Annotated in this window: 17 protein-coding genes, 1 other RNA gene and 1 pseudogene; 16 read left to right on the forward strand and 3 right to left on the reverse strand. The window is 64.7% G+C overall.

Translation table 11 applies throughout. From position 1 onward, the window contains the following. Positions 1-24: 24 nt before the first annotated feature. The 5 genes from AC1DTQ_RS11720 (at position 25) to thiL (ending at position 4,026) form a co-directional block, all read left to right on the forward strand. Positions 25-636 carry a riboflavin synthase gene (locus AC1DTQ_RS11720; protein ID WP_477849816.1) on the forward strand — a complete coding sequence of 204 codons (612 nt, stop codon included), beginning with the start codon at positions 25-27 and terminating at the stop codon, positions 634-636. After that, the gene (ribB, locus tag AC1DTQ_RS11725) at positions 633-1,739 is read left to right on the forward strand and encodes a 3,4-dihydroxy-2-butanone-4-phosphate synthase (RefSeq protein WP_477849817.1); all 1,107 of its coding nucleotides are present in this window, start codon (positions 633-635) and stop codon (positions 1,737-1,739) included. Before AC1DTQ_RS11720 ends, ribB begins: the two co-directional genes overlap by 4 nt. A 209-nt stretch (positions 1,740-1,948) precedes the next feature. Continuing rightward, positions 1,949-2,416, forward strand: coding sequence for a 6,7-dimethyl-8-ribityllumazine synthase (gene ribH, locus AC1DTQ_RS11730; protein ID WP_477849818.1), 468 nt, complete (start codon positions 1,949-1,951; stop codon positions 2,414-2,416). Then, on the forward strand, positions 2,413-2,883 hold the full coding sequence (gene nusB, locus AC1DTQ_RS11735; protein ID WP_477849819.1) for a transcription antitermination factor NusB: 471 nt from the start codon (positions 2,413-2,415) through the stop codon (positions 2,881-2,883). The genes ribH and nusB overlap by 4 nt, the downstream gene beginning before the upstream one ends. A gap of 198 nt (positions 2,884-3,081) precedes the next feature. After that, positions 3,082-4,026, forward strand: a complete 945-nt coding sequence (thiL, locus tag AC1DTQ_RS11740) for a thiamine-phosphate kinase (RefSeq protein WP_477850074.1) — start codon at positions 3,082-3,084, stop codon at positions 4,024-4,026. 157 nt (positions 4,027-4,183) lie between these two features. On the opposite strand, the gene AC1DTQ_RS11745 is transcribed toward thiL, so the two are convergent. Further along, entirely contained in the window at positions 4,184-4,582 is a 399-nt protein-coding gene (locus AC1DTQ_RS11745; RefSeq protein ID WP_477849821.1) for a YraN family protein, read from the reverse strand. After that, positions 4,575-5,825: pseudogene (locus tag AC1DTQ_RS11750) on the reverse strand (penicillin-binding protein activator); the annotation flags it as partial. The pseudogene AC1DTQ_RS11750 and the gene AC1DTQ_RS11745, both read right to left, overlap by 8 nt. A gap of 234 nt (positions 5,826-6,059) precedes the next feature. On the opposite strand from AC1DTQ_RS11750, the gene rsmI reads away from it, so the two are divergent. The 3 genes from rsmI to rnpB all read left to right on the forward strand — a co-directional run bounded on the left by rsmI (position 6,060) and on the right by rnpB (position 8,521). Further along, positions 6,060-6,914, forward strand: a complete 855-nt coding sequence (rsmI, locus tag AC1DTQ_RS11755) for a 16S rRNA (cytidine(1402)-2'-O)-methyltransferase (protein ID WP_477849822.1) — start codon at positions 6,060-6,062, stop codon at positions 6,912-6,914. A gap of 5 nt (positions 6,915-6,919) precedes the next feature. After that, positions 6,920-8,140, forward strand: coding sequence for a chromate efflux transporter (gene chrA / locus AC1DTQ_RS11760; RefSeq protein ID WP_477849823.1), 1,221 nt, complete (start codon positions 6,920-6,922; stop codon positions 8,138-8,140). 30 nt (positions 8,141-8,170) lie between these two features. Next, an RNA gene (gene rnpB / locus AC1DTQ_RS11765) (RNase P RNA component class A) lies at positions 8,171-8,521 on the forward strand. Between the two features lie 210 nt (positions 8,522-8,731). On the opposite strand, the gene AC1DTQ_RS11770 is transcribed toward rnpB, so the two are convergent. Then, the gene (locus AC1DTQ_RS11770; protein WP_477849824.1) at positions 8,732-9,496 is read right to left on the reverse strand and encodes an NRDE family protein; all 765 of its coding nucleotides are present in this window, start codon (positions 9,494-9,496) and stop codon (positions 8,732-8,734) included. Between the two features lie 327 nt (positions 9,497-9,823). Here AC1DTQ_RS11770 and mraZ point away from each other — a divergent pair, with 327 nt between their 5' ends. From mraZ to ftsW, 8 genes are read left to right on the forward strand one after another with little or no spacing between them, the layout of a single operon-like run. Continuing rightward, the gene (mraZ, locus tag AC1DTQ_RS11775) at positions 9,824-10,270 is read left to right on the forward strand and encodes a division/cell wall cluster transcriptional repressor MraZ (protein WP_477849825.1); all 447 of its coding nucleotides are present in this window, start codon (positions 9,824-9,826) and stop codon (positions 10,268-10,270) included. A gap of 14 nt (positions 10,271-10,284) precedes the next feature. Further along, positions 10,285-11,238 (forward strand): 16S rRNA (cytosine(1402)-N(4))-methyltransferase RsmH, encoded by a 954-nt coding sequence (gene rsmH, locus AC1DTQ_RS11780; RefSeq protein ID WP_477850076.1) that lies wholly within the window; start codon positions 10,285-10,287, stop codon positions 11,236-11,238. Next, the gene (gene ftsL, locus AC1DTQ_RS11785) at positions 11,235-11,498 is read left to right on the forward strand and encodes a cell division protein FtsL (protein WP_477849827.1); all 264 of its coding nucleotides are present in this window, start codon (positions 11,235-11,237) and stop codon (positions 11,496-11,498) included. Before rsmH ends, ftsL begins: the two co-directional genes overlap by 4 nt. Beyond that, entirely contained in the window at positions 11,495-13,312 is a 1,818-nt protein-coding gene (locus AC1DTQ_RS11790; RefSeq protein ID WP_477849828.1) for a peptidoglycan D,D-transpeptidase FtsI family protein, read from the forward strand. Before ftsL ends, AC1DTQ_RS11790 begins: the two co-directional genes overlap by 4 nt. Beyond that, complete coding sequence (locus AC1DTQ_RS11795; protein ID WP_477849829.1) at positions 13,309-14,778, forward strand: UDP-N-acetylmuramoyl-L-alanyl-D-glutamate--2,6-diaminopimelate ligase; 1,470 nt, start codon at positions 13,309-13,311, stop codon at positions 14,776-14,778. The genes AC1DTQ_RS11790 and AC1DTQ_RS11795 overlap by 4 nt, the downstream gene beginning before the upstream one ends. Continuing rightward, on the forward strand, positions 14,775-16,172 hold the full coding sequence (locus AC1DTQ_RS11800) for a UDP-N-acetylmuramoyl-tripeptide--D-alanyl-D-alanine ligase (protein WP_477849830.1): 1,398 nt from the start codon (positions 14,775-14,777) through the stop codon (positions 16,170-16,172). Before AC1DTQ_RS11795 ends, AC1DTQ_RS11800 begins: the two co-directional genes overlap by 4 nt. After that, positions 16,162-17,253: a phospho-N-acetylmuramoyl-pentapeptide-transferase gene (mraY, locus tag AC1DTQ_RS11805; protein WP_310096020.1), complete on the forward strand. Its 1,092-nt coding sequence runs from the start codon at positions 16,162-16,164 to the stop codon at positions 17,251-17,253. The genes AC1DTQ_RS11800 and mraY overlap by 11 nt, the downstream gene beginning before the upstream one ends. A gap of 14 nt (positions 17,254-17,267) precedes the next feature. Next, positions 17,268-18,545 carry a putative lipid II flippase FtsW gene (ftsW, locus tag AC1DTQ_RS11810; protein ID WP_477850078.1) on the forward strand — a complete coding sequence of 426 codons (1,278 nt, stop codon included), beginning with the start codon at positions 17,268-17,270 and terminating at the stop codon, positions 18,543-18,545. The last annotated feature ends 26 nt before the right edge of the window (positions 18,546-18,571 follow it).

Below are 18,571 nucleotides of genomic sequence, written 5' to 3' on the forward strand. Positions count from 1 at the left end.
CCTACAGACCAGGAGCGGACGCTGATGTTCACCGGAATCATCGAAGGCACAGGCCGCCTGGCCGTGTCCGAAAATCGCGACGGCGACGCGCGCCTGACCATCGAGGTTGGCGGACTTCCCTTCGCCGATGTGCAGCTGGGCGAAAGCATCTCCGTCAACGGCGTATGCCTGACCGTGGTGGCGTTCGACGCGAACTCCTTTGAAGCCGACGCCTCCAACGAAACACTCTCACTGACTACGCTCGGAAACTTGCCCGTAGGCGCCCTGCTGAACCTGGAACGCGCCATGCGTCCCACCGACCGTCTCGGCGGCCATCTGGTCAGCGGCCATGTCGACGGCGTCGGCAAAGTTCTCGACATCCAGCAGGACGCGCGCGCGCAGCGCTGGCGCTTCGCTGCGCCACCGGCCTTGCTGCGCTATATCGCCAAGAAAGGCTCGATCTGCGTGGATGGGGTCAGCCTCACCGTCAATGAAGTGGATGAAGACGGGTTCGAAGTAGCTCTGATTCCGCACACGGTGTCGCATACCGCGTTCGCGCAGACGGCGGTTGGCCATGCGGTGAACCTGGAGATCGACTTGGTTGCCCGCTACGTCGAGCGCCTGCTCGGGGCGAACTCCACCGGAGCCATCGCATGAGCTTCGCTCCCATCCCCGAATTGCTAGAAGAAATCCGCAACGGCCGCATGGTGGTCATCGTCGACGATGAGGATCGCGAGAACGAAGGCGACCTGATCATGGCTGCGGAAATGGTCAAGCCTTCGGACATCAACTTCATGGTCACCCATGCACGCGGTCTGGTCTGCCTATCGCTGACCCGCGAGCGCTGCCGCCAGCTCGGCCTGCCGCCGATGGTCCAGGACAACACGTCGCAGCACCACACCAACTTCACCGTCAGTATCGAAGCGGCCGAAGGCGTCACCACTGGCATCTCCGCCTACGATCGCGCGCATACCATCCGTACTGCGGTGCGCCCGGACGTGAAGCCGCAGGATCTTTCGCAGCCCGGGCACATATTCCCGCTGACTTCGCAGCCGGGTGGGGTGCTCAACCGTTCCGGCCACACCGAAGCGGCCAGCGATCTGGCCCTGCTTGCGGGATTGGAGCCGGCCGGCGTGCTGGTCGAGATCCTCAACGCCGACGGCAGCATGGCGCGGCGCCCGCAGCTAGAGGAATTCGCGCACGAGCACGGCCTGAAGATCGGTTCCATCGAAGAGCTCATCCGCTACCGCCTGAGCACCGAGCACACCATCGAACGCGTGGACGTGCGCGACATCGAAACCGAACACGGTCCCTTTAAGCTGCACACCTATCGCGACCGCCTCAGCCACGGCCTGCACTTCGCACTGCTGCGCGGTGAGGCCGACGCCACTGTCCCCACTCTGGTCCGCGTGCATATGCAGAACCCGCTGGCCGATGCGTTGCACTGGCGCCGCGCGGACTTCGGTCCCGCGGTCGGCGAAGTGCTGGCCGCCATCGCCCGGGAAGGCCGCGGCGCGCTGGTCCTGTTGAACGAATCCAGTACCGCCGAATCGATGCTGGAGCGGATCCGCGCAGAAGAAGCCTCGCACGAACAAGAAGCGGCGCCGGGCGCTGCCCTGGTCGAGTGGCGGCGCAACGGGGCAGGCGCCCAAATTCTGGCCGACCTGGGCCTGGGCAAGCTGCGGGTGCTGGGGACGCCGCGCCGGCAGGTCGGATTGGCGGGCTTTGGGCTGGATGTCGTGGAATACGTTGCGTACTAGTCGCTCGTGCTTGGCTTTGGGCTTTGCCCCCTTTGCAAAAGGGGGCTGCGGGGGATTTGCTTTTGATCTTGCTTCAAAGCAAGAGCAAATCCCCCTCAATCCCCTTTTGACCAGCCATTCGGCTGTTGAAAAGCGCTGCAAAGGGGGAGGTCCGAAGAGCGTCGCTTTTCCCTGGCTGCTAAACTTGCCGCCCCATCAGGTGTCTCCCCATGCCCCATTACGAAGGCGAGCTGCGCGCTCCCGAAGCCGCACGTTTCGCGATCATCGCCAGCCGCTGGAATCCGCGCATCACCGACGCGCTGGTGACCGGTGCGCGCCAGAGCCTGGCCGGTAACGGCGTGGCCGATACCGCGGTGGACGTGATCCGCGTGCCGGGCGCCTGGGAAATTCCCGTGGCGGCCGCGCGTATCGCCGCAGCTAGCCAGCATGCGGCCATCATTGCGCTGGGTTGCGTGATCCGGGGCGACACGCGTCATTACGAACACGTCGCCGACCGTTGCGCCGAAGGGCTGATGCGGGTGTCGTTGGACTTCGGCATTCCGGTGATGAACGGCGTATTGGCGGTCGAACGCATCGAGGACGCGGAAGTGCGTGCGGGCGGCAGCCATGGCAACAAAGGCGAAGAAGCCGCGCTGGCCGCCATTGAAATGGCGCAACTGCTGGAGCAATTGGCATGAACCGTCACCCGCGCAAGGAGGGCCGCCGCGACGGCGTCGACCCGGTGACCCGCGCACGCGCGCGGCGTCGGGCATTGCAGGCCGTGTACGCCTGGCAGATGTCGGGCGGTCTGGTGGAACAGGTGATCGCGCAGTTCGCACACGAACAGGCGCACGAGATCGCCGATCTGGAGTATTTCGACGACTTGGTCCGCGGCGTGGTCAAACATCGCGCCAGCCTGGATGAAGCGCTGGTCGGTTATCTCGACCGGCCGGTGGAGGAAGTCGATCCGATCGAGCGCGCCGTGCTGCGTCTGTCGGCCTACGAACTGATCCATCGCCTCGACGTGCCGTATCGCGTGGTGCTGAACGAGGCCATCGAGATCGCCAAGCGTTTCGGCTCCGAGCACGGACACACCTACGTCAACGGCGTACTGGACAAAGCCGCGGCGGACTGGCGTCCCGCGGAATTCAACGCGGCTAGATAGGCGCAACTCGACAACAGCTGTGAGAGCGGCGTAGGAGCGGTGTGGGAGCGGCGTCCCACCGCGAGCCCTCTACGCACTCTCACTAAAGCGCTTGGCGAGAAAAAGAAAAGGCCAAGAGCTCGCGGCGGGAGGCCGCTCCCACGGGCCTAATAGTCACGAATCAATAGCTTCGCAGGCTTTATGCTGAAGGCCATGGATATCACTGAGTTCGACCTGATCTCCCGCATCCGCGCACGCGCGAGCCAGCGCGGCGGCGTGGTATTGGGCATCGGCGACGATGCCGCCTTGCTACAGGTGCCACCCGACCAGCAACTGGTGGTGACGACCGATACGCTCAATGCCGGTGTGCATTTTCCCGATTCCACCGCACCGGCGGACATCGGATGGAAATCGCTCGCGGTTAATCTTTCCGATCTCGCCGCGATGGGCGCAGTGCCCGCCTGGTGCACCTTGTCGTTGTCGCTTCCGCAAGCCGACCAAAGTTGGGTCGACGCTTTTCTGGACGGATTCCTCGACCTTGCCGATCAACACGCAATCGGACTGGTGGGCGGCGACACCACGCGCGGACCGCTTTCGATCTCGGTCACCGCGATGGGCCTGGTCGAGCCGGGAGGCGCACTGCGTCGCGATCAGGCGCGGGTGGGCGACGATGTATGGGTAACGGGAACGCTGGGCGATGCGGCAGCGGCACTGGAAGCGTTGCTGGATGGGCGTGAAGCTCCCAAGTCATTGCGCCAGCGCCTGGACCGGCCCACGCCGCGCGTCGCTGCGGGACGGCGACTGTCCGGGTTGGCGCATGCGTGCATCGATATTTCCGACGGCTTGCTCGCCGATTTGGCGCATATCTGCGAAAACAGCGGCGTAGGCGCGGAGATAAAGCTCGTGGAACTGCCGGCATCGATAGGCTTGGCATCGGTGGAATCGAACAGGCGCTGGGGTTGGCAGGCCTGCGGCGGCGACGACTACGAGCTGTGCTTTACCGCCTCGCCGCGTAACCGCGAACTGATCGTCCAGGCTTTGGATTTCACCGATGTATCCGCGACACGTATCGGTCGGATCGTCGCAGGGCAGGGCGTTCGCGCCTTCGATGGGGAGGACAAGGAATGGCAGCCACCTCGCCAGGGTTACGCGCATTTCACCTGATATCCGGCCAACCAATAGGCCATCCAAAATATCAGTGGGAGCGCCGTCCCGGCGCCAGCTTTTCTGTTCGACCTGAGTGAAAAGCTCGCGCCGGGACGGCGCTCCCACGAACAGGACTTGGAGCTGCGTTTGTTCGCGCAGACCGTCTTGGAGTTCGCTAGATGTCGTCCGCGCGGAACGCATCGCGCAGCCAGTTGATGCGTGGCGCCTGTGGATCGCCATCGGCTTCGACCACATCGAACCGGCACGGCAGATCGCTGTATTGCCGATGCTGGCCGAGGAAGCTTTGTGCGGCATGCACCAGTTTGCGACGCTTGCCGACATCCACCGAAGCCGCGCCGCCGCCGAATGCCGCAGAACTGCGGTATCTCACCTCGACGAATACCAGCGTGTCGCCATCGCGTCCGCGATCCAGCATGACCAAGTCGAGCTCGCCGCCGCGATAGTTCGCATTCGAGGCTACTTCACGCAGACCGGCGCGCAGCAAGGCATCGCGCGCGGCCGATTCGGCCAGGTTGCCGCGCGTCTTGCGGTCGAGCGCTGGGTGTTCAGTCACCGCCGGCGATCGGCGCCGCGCGTCCGCCGTTGAACGTGGACCAGGCCGGCGTGCGGATCACGTTACCGAAACCGTCGAGCCTGAGCACGCCGGTGGCGCCTTTTACTTCGGCATTGTTGCCGGTCGCAAGCTTTTCCAGATATGCGGTGAGCAACCACGCGTCGTAACCAAAGGCGAAAAGGCGCGCGGCGGGTCCACGTGCGGTCGGCAGGCCGACGCTGCTGGCCGCAGGCAGGCCGCCGATGCCGCGCGCGGTCCACACTTCGGTCGGATAGACGATGCCGTCCAGCGCGCTGTCCTGTTCCGGCTTGCCGGTGCCGGAAATCAGCTGCGAAGTGGCGACGCGGCTCTTGCCGCCCAAACCGGCCATGGCCAACTGCGGAGCGATCGCGCGTGCAGCGCCGCCTTTCAATGCGAGGAACACCGCATCGACGCCGCGCTGCGAGGCGCTGGCTAGATTCGCGGAAATACTACCCGGAGCGTCGGCCACGCTGATCGCCTCGGCGACCGTGCCGCCGCGCTGGGTGAAACGCTCGCGGAACGCATTGGCCGCGCGCCTGCCGTTGTCGTCGCTGCCGTTGATGATCAGCGCAGTCTTGCGCTCGCGGCTGAGCAGGTATTCGGCCGCGATGATGCCATCGTCCTCCGGCGCCAACGAAAAGCCTGCGTTGCCCGAGGGAGGCGCCCCTGTGCCACGGTTCAAGGCCAGTACCGGCACCGGAAGGTTGGACTGAGCAAACACGGCACTGACTTCATCGCGACCCAGCGGTCCGATGACGAAATCCGCGCCACCCGCTGCAGCCTTGCTGTAGGCATCCACCGCGCCCGAAGGCGTGCCGGCGGTGTCGTAGAAATTTATTTCCGGTCGACGGCGGGATTCGCCGTAATAACCGGCCAGAAGACCATCGCGAACCGGCGCCGAAGCTGTGGCTAACTGTCCCGAAAGCGGTAACAGCACCGCCAACTTGACCGGTGGGCGGTAGCCGTCGCGTTCGGCGGCCGGACGATTGTTCAGGTCGAAACGCCACTGCGCGCCACGATCGAATGGGCGCGGCAGCGTCAGGCCGCGATTCAGCAGCGCGCGGCCCGCGAAGGGATACAGCGGATCGCCCACCGGCAGCGCCGCCGCGTCGCGGGCGAGGGTCGCATTGTCGATACCGGATAACAGGCGCTCGATCTGACGGGCATTGTCGATCTTGGCCTGGCCGGTGAGCGCGGCATCGTTGCGGGCCAGGTCGGCGGCTTCCCTCAGGGCGCTGATCTCCTCGCGCGACGCGGCCGGGCCGCTCACGTTGGTAGTGGCGCAGCCGGCAAACAGCGCCGCCAGCATCAACAGGGCGGCGGTATTGAGGGGACGCATCCTTCCGAATCGCTTATCCATGGGCTTGCTCAGCGGCCGTACGTGGGAACCGGCTAGGATTGTACCTTCGGCGGCGCGGGACTGCGTTCAGCCCACCGCTTTCAGGAATGCCCGTCCATGTCCGCCAGAACACCCACTGGATCGCCCGCTGGAACACTATTCATCGTCGCCACGCCGATCGGCAATCTGGCCGACCTTTCGCCGCGGGCACTGGAGACCTTGAAGACGGTCGCCGCGATCTGCGCCGAGGACACGCGCCATACCCGTCAACTGCTGTCCCATTTCGGCATCGATCGACCTTTGCTGGCCCTGCACGAGCACAACGAAGAAGCGATGTCCGAGCGCATCGTCGAACGCCTCTTCGGCGGCGACTCGCTGGCGCTGGTCAGCGATGCGGGCACGCCGCTGGTCAGCGATCCCGGTTACCGCGTGGTCCGCGCCACGCGCGCAGCGGGTTTGCGGGTCAGCCCCATTCCCGGCGCATGCGCGGCGATCGCCGCGCTCAGCGTGGCTGGGTTGCCCAGCGATCGCTTCACCTTCGAGGGCTTCCTGCCGGCCAAGTCCTCCGCACGCCGCGAACGCATGGGCCGCTTGGCCAGCGAAACCCGCACGTTGGTCTTCTACGAATCCTCGCATCGCATCGCCGAATCCCTGGCCGACATGCGTAGCGTGTTCGGCGACGACCGCATCGCGGTGATCGCGCGCGAGCTGACCAAGCTGTTCGAGACGGTGCTCGATGGCACCCTCGCCGAACTGCACGCGCAGGTGGAAGCCGACGACAACCAGCGCAAGGGCGAGTTCGTGGTGATGGTGCAGGGCGCGGGCGACGACGAGGAAGCGCAGTTGATCGAAGGCAAGCGCCTGTACGCGAAGTTGAGCGAGCACCTGCCACCTTCGACAGCGGCCAAACTGGCGGCGGAGATCAGCGGCGCGCCGCGCAAAGCGCTGTACGGGCAGGGCGGAGCGGACTGATCGAGGTGCGGGGATCGGCGTCTCCCGACGAGCGGGCCGAAGCGGGAGTCTGGGGCGTATTCCGCGTGTTTCTGCGCCTGGGTCTCACGTCGTTCGGCGGTCCTATTGCGCACCTGGGTTATTTCCGCGACGAGTTCGTCGCGCGCCGCGGTTGGCTGAGCGAAAGCGAATACGCAGAGCTGATCGCGTTGTGCCAGTTCCTGCCCGGACCGGCCAGCAGCCAGGTGGGCATGGCCATTGGCATGTCTCGCGCAGGTATCGGTGGCGCGGCGGCGGCTTGGTGCGGATTCACGCTGCCGTCGGCAGTTCTCATGATTCTTTTCGCGCTCGGACTCACACATTGGGGCGCCGCGCTGCCCATCGGTGCGCTGCATGGATTGAAGTTGGTGGCGGTCGCCGTGGTCGCGCAGGCGGTGTGGAGCATGGCGCGCATGTTCTGCATCGATTGGACGCGCGTATTGCTGGCGGCGGTTGCCGCGTTGTTGGTGCTGTGGTGGCCGCAGGCATGGGTACAGGTGGGTGTCATCGCGCTGGGCGCGGTGGCGGGTCTGGCGCTGCGGCGCCTAGGTAGCCCAATGAACGGCGAAGGTCTGACGATTTCGCTGTCCCTGCGCACGGGGTTGGCCATGCTGACGCTGTTCCTCGCGCTGTTGCTACTGTTGCCGCTGGCCGCGCAGTATTCCTCCTTTTCGGATTTGCGGGTGTTCGACGCGTTTTATCGCAGCGGCGCTCTGGTCTTCGGCGGCGGTCATGTGGTGCTGCCGCTTCTGCAGGCCGAAGTGGTGTCGCCCGGCTGGATCGGCGCCGACGAATTCCTCTCCGGTTACGGCGCGGCCCAAGCGATGCCTGGGCCTTTGTTCACTTTTTCTGCGTTTCTGGGCGCTGCGATGTCCACGGGGTCGGGCGGCTGGATCGGCGGCGTGCTGTGCCTGCTTGCGATCTTCCTGCCTTCCTTCTTGCTGGTGCTTGGCGTATTGCCGTTCTGGTCGCGGCTACGCGGTCAGCATGGTGTGCAGGCGGCGCTGGCAGGCGTGAATGCAGCGGTGGTGGGGCTGTTGCTGGCCGCGCTCTATGACCCGCTCTGGACGACTGCAGTGCGCGACTGGCGCGACGTGGCATGGGTGATCGCGGGTGTGGCTGCGCTGATGTGGGCGAAGTTGCCGCCGTGGCTGGTGGTGTTGGTGATGGGTCTGGGCGGTGCGGTGTCGGTCTGGTTTGCGGGCTAGTCAGCGCATGCGTGCGACAATGCACGCGGCGGAGTCGGCCAGACAGTCGCGTCACTCGCAAGAGTGCCGAGGAAAGTCCGGGCTCCACAGGGCACGGTGCCAGGTAATGCCTGGGCGGCGCGAGCCGACGGATAGTGCAACAGAAAGATACCGCCGAACGGTTCTTCGGAACGCGTGGTAAGGGTGAAATGGTGCGGTAAGAGCGCACCGCGAGTCTGGCAACAGACCGGTACGGCAAACCCCACCGGGAGCAAGACCAAATAGGGACCTCATGACGCGGCCCGCGTCGGGTCCGGGTAGGTTGCTTGAGCGTAACGGCGACGTTGCGCCTAGAGGAATGACTGTCCACGACAGAACCCGGCTTATCGGCCGGCTCCGCCGCTTCTATTGGCGCTTTGCGTCAATAGAAGCCCCATAGTTGTGTTGCAACTATGGGCCCCGGGCTTGTGCTTCCAATTCCCCGCCGCTGTCGCGGCGCCCCCTTTACTAAAGGGGGCTGTTGCTTCGCTCTTTGTTGCGATGTCGTAGGAGCGACGTGAGTCGCGAATATTTTTTCGCAAGAAATCTTTTCCGCCGCGACTCACGTCGCTCCTACGCGTCGTTGAAAAGCGTGGTTTCGCCTTCAAAAACGCCATCGGGGCCGAATCTGCGTTCGCTGATGTAGCCGCGTCCCTGGTAGTCGAGGGCGATGATGGTGCTGGCGCGGGTGCCATAGAGGGGGCCGCGGATGAAGGCGGGGGAGAGCCTGCGTTCCAGTTCCAGGCCGACTCCGGTGTCGGGGAGTTCCGCATCGTCGGCGGCATGCTCGTCCGCAAGCGCGTGCCACAACGGCGCCGGATCGATCGCGTCGGTCTCCGACCACTTGCGCATGGCCTCGCAAAGGCGCCGCGTCTTCGGCCAGGGAATATCGAAGCCGCCATTGGACATGCCGTGGATGCCCGGCGCGATGGTGCGATGTTCGGCTACGGGATGGTTGCCGATGTATTCGCACGAATCCGCATCGGCGATCAGCAGATTGAAAGGCGAGTAATTGCCTGTGTTCGCCATCAAGTCGCGGCCATGGCGGGCGGCATCGTCCGTGCCTTGCAGAAAACCCACCGGCAGCGCTCCGCGCGAGGGACCCGAAAGCGTCTGCGCCAACGGGTCGCGCACATTGGTCACTACCGCAGCGCGTCCGCGCCCCTCGATTCCCACCCAGGTGCCGCCGGATTGAAGGTCGCGACCGGCCCGGATGCCGGACGACTCCGACCACACCGCCAGCCCGGCCGTGGGACGGGCATGAAATTCATCGCGATTGCCGGCCATCAGCAGCCGCCAGCGGGGGTGGATCTTCCAGGCGACGGCGACCAGGCACATGCCGGTGATTTTCGGTGTCCGCGCAATCAACTGCCAGTGAAGAAGTCTCAAGAGCCAGAGAGATTCATCTTATTCACATCCTCTCCACGCCACTGAATCCAGGCCTAATCTCAAAATTTGAGACTAAACAGCAGCTTGTGGATAACCCTTGAACAAGTTTGTGAAGTATCTCGCAAGCTATTGAAGTAAAAGACGATTCATTCCTGTCTTCCCTGTTGACAACCTTTCGGCCGGTGCTAAGGTGGGCGTCAGAGGGAAAACCGGGTTATTAGTGGTTTTTCGTGGTTCAATTGCCGCCTTCCAGCGGATTTCGTGGGTGCAGGGGTCGTGTTCCAAGGTGAGACCGCCATCACAGTTGACGATAAGGGCCGATTGGCGGTGCCCACCGCCTATCGCGAACTTGTCGGGCGCGAATGCGCCAATCGGCTGGTGATCGCCTACAACCCCTTCGAACTGGGCTGCCTGTACCTGTATCCCGAGAAGGAATGGCAGCGCGTCCGCGACTCGGTCAATGCGTTGCCTAGCACCCAGCGTGCGCATCGCAACCTGCAGTTGAAGCTGGTGGGCGCCGCGACGCCGGTGGAGTTGGACGGCAATGGGCGCATCAGCATTCCGGCCAGCCATCGCAGCGCAGTGGGTATCGAGAAAAAAGCCGTGCTGCTGGGCATGGGCGACAAATTCGAATTGTGGAGCGAGCAGGCGCATCACGCGCAGATCCGTCAGACCTTGTCCGACGACGATCTGAGCGAGCACATGCTCGACCTGAAGCTGTGACGGACGGTGCCCGGATGCGCGGCGAAGCGCAGGCCGGCCACCTTCCCGCGCGGCATCTGCCAGTGATGTTTGTGCAGGTCATGGAAGGGCTGCAGGTGCGAGAGAACGGAACCTACCTGGATGGCACCTTCGGGCGCGGCGGACATGCGCGCGGCGTGCTGCAAAGACTCGGCCCGGGAGGCCGGCTGCTGCTGATGGACAAGGATCCCGAAGCGATCGCCCACGCCGAACAGTCGTTCGCCGGCGATGCGCGCGTCGAGATTCGCCGCGGCAGTTTCGCCACGCTCGCCGATTGGGACGCGACCGCGGCCGGGCTCGACGGAATCCTGCTCGATCTCGGCGTTTCCTCGCCGCAGCTGGACGTGGCCGAACGCGGTTTCAGCTTCGGCAAGGACGGTCCGCTGGACATGCGCATGGACCCGGACAGCGACGAGAGCGCCGCGCAGTGGATCGCACGCGCGGACGAAGCGGAGATCGCCGACGTGCTCTGGACCTACGGCGAGGAACGGCTGAGCCGACGCATCGCCAAGGCCATCGTCGCGCGCCGTGCCGAAAAGCCCTTCACCCGCACCGCCGACCTGGCAGATCTGCTAGGCGCCGTGGTCGGCCGTGGCAAGCACGACATCAATCCAGCCACGCGTACTTTTCAGGCCATCCGCATCCACATCAATCGCGAGTTGGCCGATCTGGAAACCGGGCTGGACGGCGCGCTGGAGCGTCTGAAGGCCGGCGGTCGCCTGGCCGTAATCAGTTTCCATTCGCTGGAAGACCGCATCGTCAAGCGTTTCATCGCGCGGCATGCCAAGGCGCCGCCGGCCAATCGCCGCTTGCCGGAGCTGGACGTATTCGTGCCCACGCTCAAGGCCATCGGCGACGCCCAGCGCGCCGACGCCGCCGAGACCTCCGCCAATCCGCGCGCTCGCAGCGCGGTGCTGCGTGTGGCCGAGAAACTCGGAGCCGCCGCATGAGCCGCTTTCTGATAGTGGTGCTGATCCTGGGCGGCATCGCCTCCGCGATCGGCGTGGTGTATGCGCGCCATCGCCACCGTCTGTTGTTCGTCGAACTGGCGCAGCTGGAAAAGGTGCGCGACGAACTCAACATCGAATTCGGCCGCTTGCAACTGGAGCAGGCCACCGTGGCCGAAAGCAATCGTATCGATCAGATCGCGCGCCTGCGTCTGGGCATGAAATTCCCGGAAGCGGGCGATGTCGTGGTGGTGCGTCCATGAAGGGCAGGGACAAGAACCCCGCGCCGCGCGGCCGCAACCGCGCGCGCTTCAATTTGCGCGGTCGGGTACTGCTGGTCGTTTGCGCGTTGGGATTGTGCTCGGTCAGCCTGATCGGCCGCGCGGCCTACGTGCAGTTGGTCAACCGCGACTTCTACCAGCGCGAAGGCAACGAGCGCTTCGTCCGCGACATCGAAATCCCGACCTCGCGCGGCATGATCACCGACCGCAACGGCGAGCCGGTGGCGGTGTCTTCTCCGGTCGAGTCGATCTGGTGCGACCCCAAGGAACTGCTCAAGACGCCGGACCGCCTGCCGGAGTTGGCCAGAGCGCTGGGCGAACCGCTGGATACGCTCACCAGCCGCATCAGCCAGCGCGCGGAAAAAGAGTTCTATTACCTCAAGCGTCGGATCAACCCCGACGAGGCGAAGAAGATCCTGGCCCACGGCGTGCCCGGCGTGTATTCGAAGCGCGAGTTCCGCCGCTTCTACCCGCAGGGCGAAGCCATGGCCCACGTGCTGGGCTTCACCAACATCGACGACCGTGGACAGGAAGGCGTCGAGCTGGCGTTCGACGAATGGCTGCGTGGCAGCCCGGGCGCTAAAAAAGTCATCCGCGATAACCGCGGCCGCATCGTCGAGAACGTGGATCTGGTCAAGCAGGCGCAGCCGGGCAAGGACCTGACCCTGAGCATCGACCGCCGCATCCAGTTCCTGGCTTATCGCGAACTGCGCAACGCGCTGATCTCCAATGGAGCGAGCAGCGGTTCGGCGGTGGTGCTGGATGTGGCCACCGGCGAAGTGCTGGCCATGGTCAACCTGCCCACTTTCAATCCCAATGCGGCGTCGCTGGGCAAGCCGGATGCGCACCGGAACCGCGCAGTGACCGACCTGTTCGAGCCCGGCTCGACCGCCAAGCCCCTCACCGTCGCCGCGGGACTCGAGAACGGCGTGATCACGCCGGCGACTTTGTTCAACACCAGTCCGGGCTGGATGCCCAATGGCAGGTACCGTACTACCGACACGCACAACTACGGTGTGCTCGACACTACGGGTGTAATCCGAAAGAGCTCCAACGTGGGCGCGGCCAAGATCGCAAGCCGCTTGGACAACCGTCAGTTCTACGATTTCTTCCGCAAGATGGGCTACGGCCAGAGCACGCGAAGCGGGTTTCCCGGCGAAGCCGCCGGGCTGTTCCCCGCGCCCGGCCAGTGGAGCGGCACCAGCAAGCAGACCATGTCTTACGGCTATGGCCTTGCGGTCACACCACTCCAGGTCGCACACGCCTACGCCACGCTGGCCAACGGCGGGCGCGCGATTCAGCCGACTTTCGTCAAGGGCGAACGCAACGAGCCCCAACAAGTTCTCGACCCGGCCATCGCGGCCGAGGTGATGAAGATGATGCAGACAGTGACCGAGCCCGGCGGTACCGCAACCCAGGCCGCGATCCTCGGCTACCACGTCGCTGGCAAGACCGGTACTTCGCGCAAGGCGTCCGGCGGCGGTTATTCGCGCAAGTATCTGTCGTTCTTCGCCGGCGTGGTGCCGGTGGACAACCCCCGTTTCGCGATGGCGGTAGTCGTGAATGATCCGACCAATGGCTCGTACTACGGCGGCCTGGTCGCCGGACCGGTGTTCCACAACGTCATGGAAGGCGCACTGCGCCTGATGGATGTGGCGCCGGACGATATCGAGACCTGGATCGCCGCGCAGGAAAAGGCCGATGGCAAGCACACGCCGGCGATTTTGCCAGTAGCTGCCATTCCGGCCGACGTACATGCCGCGCTACCCGTGTCGCTGCCGGGCGATGTGCAATGAGGCGCGCCATGGCCCTGGCGGACTTGCTGCCGGACGTTGAGATTCCGCGCGACATCGTGATCCGCGGACTGGTGCTGGACAGCCGCAATATCGAGCCGGGCGACGCCTTCGTCGCCATCGCCGGCTTCGGCGCGCACGGATTGGGCTTCGTCGAACAGGCGCAGGCCGCGGGCGCCAGCGCCATCCTGTTCGAACCGCCAGCACCGGCCGAGTTCCAGGTTCCCGTCGATGCGATCGCCGTCCCCGGACTGCGTGCGCGGATGGGCGACATGGCGGACCGGTTCCATGCGCGTCCTTCGCGCGATATGTCGATGGTGGGCGTGACTGGCACCAACGGCAAAACGTCTACGGTGCAGCTGTTGGCTCAGGCCTGGCATTTGCGCGGCATACGCGCGGGCAGCATCGGCACCTTGGGCGCGGGCCTGTACGGCGAGGTAGTGGCGACCGGCTTCACCACTCCGCTGGTGCTGCAGATGCATGCCTTGCTCGCACAGTTGCGCGATGCGGGCGCCAAGGCGGTGGCGATGGAAGTGAGTTCGCACGCGCTCGACCAGGGCCGCGTGGATAACGTGCATTTCGACGTCGCCGTGTTCACCAATCTCACCCGCGACCATCTCGACTATCACGGCGACATGGCCGGTTACGGCGCAGCGAAAGCGCGCCTGTTCGCATGGCCGGAGTTGAAGGCGGCGGTGATCAACCTGGACGACGCCTTCGGCCGCGAGTTGTCCGGCCAGTTGGCGCAGGAAGTGCGAGGTATCGGCCTGAGTTCGCGGGGCGAGGAAAACGCGGCGTTGCGCGCGGAAAACCTGAATCTCGACGGCAGCGGTATCGCCTTCGACCTGCTGATCGAAGGCCAGGCCTATGGCGTGCAATCCAAGCTCCTGGGACGCTTCAACGTGGACAACTTGTTGGCGGTGGCCGGCGCGCTGCATGCGCTCGGGGATGCGCCGACCGATATCGCCCGCACGCTTTCCAGGCTACAGCCGATCCCCGGACGCATGAACCGCCTCGGCGGCGACGGCGAACGTCCTCTGGTCGTCATCGACTACGCGCACACGCCCGATGCGCTGGAACAGGCGCTGACCAGTCTGCGCGATCACGCCCCGGCACGGTTGATCTGCGTATTCGGTTGCGGCGGCGAACGCGATACCGGCAAGCGGCCGCAGATGGCGGCGAGCGCCGAACGCCTAGCCGACGTGGTGATCGTCACCGACGACAATCCGCGCGCGGAGGACGGCGATGCCATCGTCGCCGACATCGTCGCTGGTTTCGCCAGGCCCGACTCCGTCGTCGTGCAGCGCGACCGCGCCAAGGCCATCGCCCGCGCAATCGGCGAAGCGGGCCCGAACGACATCGTGCTGATTGCCGGCAAGGGACACGAGCCTTACCAGGAGGTCGCTGGCGTCCGGCACCCATTCGACGATACGACGGTCGCGCGTCAGTACCTCGAGGAGCGAGCATGAAGCGCCTTCCGCTTTCATTGCTAGCGCACTGGGCCAATGGCGAACTGCGCGGCGAAGACATCCTGGTCGACACAATGACCAACGATACCCGCAGCCTGATGCCGGGCAGTCTGTATGTGGCGATTCGCGGCGAACGCTTCGACGGCCACGATTTCGCTTACGACGCGGCCATGCGCAGCGCAAACGCGCTGCTGGTGGATCACGTGGTGGAAGTGGACCTTCCGCAGATCGTCGTGGCCGATACGCAGGTGGCCCTGGGGCGCATCGCGGCCAGTCTGCAGCTGGATCGCGGTAGCAAGGTGGTCGCCATCACCGGCAGCAACGGCAAGACCAGCGTCAAGATCCTGACCCAGGCGATCCTGCAGCGCGCCGGCAACAGCTATTTCAACCCCGGTAACCGCAACAACGAGATCGGCCTGCCGCTGGCGGTGATCGATGCGCCGGACGATGCCGATTTCGCCATTTACGAAATGGGCGCGGGCAAGCCGGGCGATATTGCCTATCTGACCGATATCGTCACGCCCGACGTGGCGTTGGTGAACAACGTCGCTTCGGCGCATCTGGAACGCATGGGCAGCCTGCTGGGTGTGGCCGAGACCAAGGGCGCGATCTATTCCGCATTGCCCGCCGACGGCGTGGCGGTGATCAATGCCGACGACGCCTTTGCCGAATACTTCGCAGAGCTTGCTGCAGGCAAGCGCATTCTCCGCTTCGGGCTGGACGCCAGCGCGGACGTCACCGCGCGCGACATCACCGCACTTGACGGCAGCACCAGCGCGGAAGGGTCGCGATTCGTGCTGGTCACACCCCAGGGCGACGCTACCGTCGATCTATCCTTGCCTGGTCGCCACAACGTGCTCAACGCCCTGGCCGCCGCCACGCTGGCGCTGGCCTGCGGGGTCGCGCCGACGACGATCGCCGAAGGCCTGGCGGACAGCAAGCCGGTGCCTGGACGGCAGGTCGCTCGCACACTGCCGAACGGCGCGGTGCTGATCGACGACAGCTACAACGCCAATCCGGGTTCGTTGGTCGCCGCCATCGACACCTTGGCCGCTGCGGGCGGTGAGGCGTGGCTAGTGCTGGGCGACATGCGCGAACTTGGCGCCGAAGGCGAGGCGCTGCATGCCGACACCGGTCGCAAGGCCAAGTCCGCCGGTATCCGACGCCTGTACACGCTGGGCCCGCTGAGCGCGGCCGCAGCCTTGGCTTTCGGTGAAGGCGCGCGCAGCTTCGAATCGCATGCGGCCTTGACCGACGCGCTGCGCGTCGATCTGCAGCAGTTCGCGCAGCCGCAAACAGTGCGCTGCCTGGTGAAAGGATCGAGGGGAAGCGCGATGGACCGCATCGTGACCGCATTGCTGTCCACCGGGGAGGGCGCATCGCATGCTGCTTGAATTGACACGCTGGTTGCAGCAACTGGAAAGCCTATTCGGGCTGTTCGGTTATCTGACTTTCCGCGGCATCCTGGCGGCGCTCACGTCGCTATTCCTGTCGCTATGGCTGGGCCCGGCGGTGATCCGTCGCCTTGCGCAGTTCAAGGGTGGTCAGCCGATCCGCCAGGACGGTCCGCAGACCCATTTCACCAAGGCCGGTACGCCGACCATGGGCGGTGCGCTCATCCTGATGACCGTGCTGCTGTCGGTGCTGCTGTGGGGCGATCTGCGCAACCGCTACGTCTGGGTGGTGCTGCTGGTGATGTTGGCCTTCGGTGCGATCGGCTGGTACGACGACTGGATCAAGATCGTCAAACGCGATCCCAACGGGTTGAAGTCCCGTTGGAAGTATTTGTTGCAGTCGATCTTCGGACTGGCCGCGGGCATTTTTTTGTTCATGACCGCCGACCCGTCGGTTCCCGCGTCGACCACGTTCTACATTCCGATGATCAAGAGCGTCGCCTTGCCGCTGGCAGGCATCGGCTTCATCGCCATCGCTTATTTCTGGATCGTCGGCTTCTCCAATGCGGTGAACCTTACCGACGGCCTCGACGGCCTGGCGATCATGCCCACGGTGCTGGTTGCGTGCGCGCTCGGCGTGTTCGCCTACGCTTCGGGCAACGCGGTGTTTTCCGCCTACTTGCAGATCCCGCAGGTGCCGGGCGCCGGCGAACTGGTGATCATCTGCGCAGCCATCGCCGGCGCGGGGCTCGGCTTCCTGTGGTTCAACACCTATCCGGCCATGGTGTTCATGGGCGACATCGGCGCGTTGGCGCTGGGCGCGGTGCTGGGAACGGTTGCGGTGATCGTTCGCCAGGAACTAGTGCTGGTGATCATGGGCGGCATCTTCGTCATCGAAACCTTGTCGGTGATGATCCAGGTGGCGTCGTTCAAGCTGACTGGCAAGCGCGTGTTCCGCATGGCGCCCATCCACCACCACTTCGAACTGAAGGGCTGGCCTGAGCCGCGCGTGATCGTGCGCTTCTGGATCATCTCGGTAGTGCTGGTCCTCGTCGGTCTGGCCACGTTGAAGGTGCGCTGATGAACGGCGCTCCCATCAACACTCCTCCCCGCCAGGCCACCCGACTGGAAGCGATCGGCGGCCGCTACGACCCGTGGTTGCTCGCGGTAGTACTGGCGTTGGCCGCGCTAGGGGTGGTGATGGTCGCGTCCAGCTCGATCGCCATGGACAGCAATCCGTTCTACTACCTCACCCGGCATGTGGTCTTCCTTGGTCTGGGTATTGGCCTGGCATACGTGGCGATGCGCACCGAACTCAAGGCGATCGAACACTACAACCAATGGTTGCTGCTCGCATGTTTCGTACTGCTCGCCTGTGTGTTCGTTCCGGGTCTGGGCAGCAGCGTGAACGGCGCCAAACGCTGGATCAACCTGGGTATTTCCCGGTTCCAGGTCGTGGAAGCGGTGAAGGTGCTCTACATCGTATGGTTATCGAGCTACCTGGTGCGCTTCCGCGATGAAGTCAACGCCACTTGGCCGGCGATGCTCAAGCCGCTCGGCGTGGCGGTGGCTTTGGTCGGCATGCTGCTGCTGCAACCCGACTTCGGTTCTTCCACGCTGTTGCTCGCGATCACCGCTGGCATGCTGGTGCTGGGCGGCGTGAACCTGCCGCGCATGTCCGCGCCGATCGTGATCGGCCTGCCCATCTTCGCTTTCATCGCGATCCTCGAGCCGTACCGCATGCGGCGCATCACTTCTTTCATGAATCCGTGGGAAGACCAGCTCGGCTCCGGCTACCAACTGAGCAACGCGCTGATGGCGGTCGGTCGGGGCGAGTGGTGGGGCGTGGGGCTGGGTGGTTCGGTGCAGAAGCTGAACTATCTGCCCGAGGCGCATACCGACTTCATCTTCTCCGTCATCGGAGAGGAGCTTGGTTTCGTCGGCGTCTGCGCCGTGATCGCATTGTACGCAGTGCTGGCCGGCCGCGCTTTCCATCTGGGTTTGCGCTGCGTGGAAATGCGCCGGCACTTCGCCGGTTACTGCGCATTCGGCATCGCGCTGTGGATCAGCATGCAGAGCTTCGTCTCGATCGGCGTCAATTTGGGCCTGCTGCCGACCAAAGGCCTGACCCTGCCGTTGATCTCGTCCGGTGGCTCCAGCGTGATGATGACCTGCGTGGCGATGGGATTGCTGTTGCGGGTTTCCTACGAACTGAATCGCGCGGAGCGCCAGGTCGCTTTGTTGCGCGGCGAAGCGGCGCCGGTCGCGGAGGCGCCGGCAACGGCTGCGCCCGCTACCGCGAAGCAAGCGCCGATGCGCGGCACCAGCCGCCTGAACTCGCGCGTCGAACCGACCTTCGAGAGGATCGCATGAGCGCACGCAACGACGCGCCAGTCACG

The organism is Pseudoxanthomonas sp. P4_B2 (assembly GCF_056402315.1).

Coding starts and splice junctions, on each gene's coding strand:
- ftsL (WP_477849827.1), top strand. CDS start 11,235: ATGAGCCGCTTTCTGATAGTGGTGCTGATCCTGGGCGGCATCGCCTCC.
- ribH (WP_477849818.1), top strand. CDS start 1,949: ATGCCCCATTACGAAGGCGAGCTGCGCGCTCCCGAAGCCGCACGTTTC.
- AC1DTQ_RS11795 (WP_477849829.1), top strand. CDS start 13,309: ATGAGGCGCGCCATGGCCCTGGCGGACTTGCTGCCGGACGTTGAGATT.
- rsmI (WP_477849822.1), top strand. CDS start 6,060: ATGTCCGCCAGAACACCCACTGGATCGCCCGCTGGAACACTATTCATC.
- mraY (WP_310096020.1), top strand. CDS start 16,162: ATGCTGCTTGAATTGACACGCTGGTTGCAGCAACTGGAAAGCCTATTC.
- ribB (WP_477849817.1), top strand. CDS start 633: ATGAGCTTCGCTCCCATCCCCGAATTGCTAGAAGAAATCCGCAACGGC.
- AC1DTQ_RS11790 (WP_477849828.1), top strand. CDS start 11,495: ATGAAGGGCAGGGACAAGAACCCCGCGCCGCGCGGCCGCAACCGCGCG.
- AC1DTQ_RS11720 (WP_477849816.1), top strand. CDS start 25: ATGTTCACCGGAATCATCGAAGGCACAGGCCGCCTGGCCGTGTCCGAA.
- AC1DTQ_RS11770 (WP_477849824.1), bottom strand. CDS start 9,496: ATGTGCCTGGTCGCCGTCGCCTGGAAGATCCACCCCCGCTGGCGGCTG.
- rsmH (WP_477850076.1), top strand. CDS start 10,285: ATGCGCGGCGAAGCGCAGGCCGGCCACCTTCCCGCGCGGCATCTGCCA.
- AC1DTQ_RS11800 (WP_477849830.1), top strand. CDS start 14,775: ATGAAGCGCCTTCCGCTTTCATTGCTAGCGCACTGGGCCAATGGCGAA.
- nusB (WP_477849819.1), top strand. CDS start 2,413: ATGAACCGTCACCCGCGCAAGGAGGGCCGCCGCGACGGCGTCGACCCG.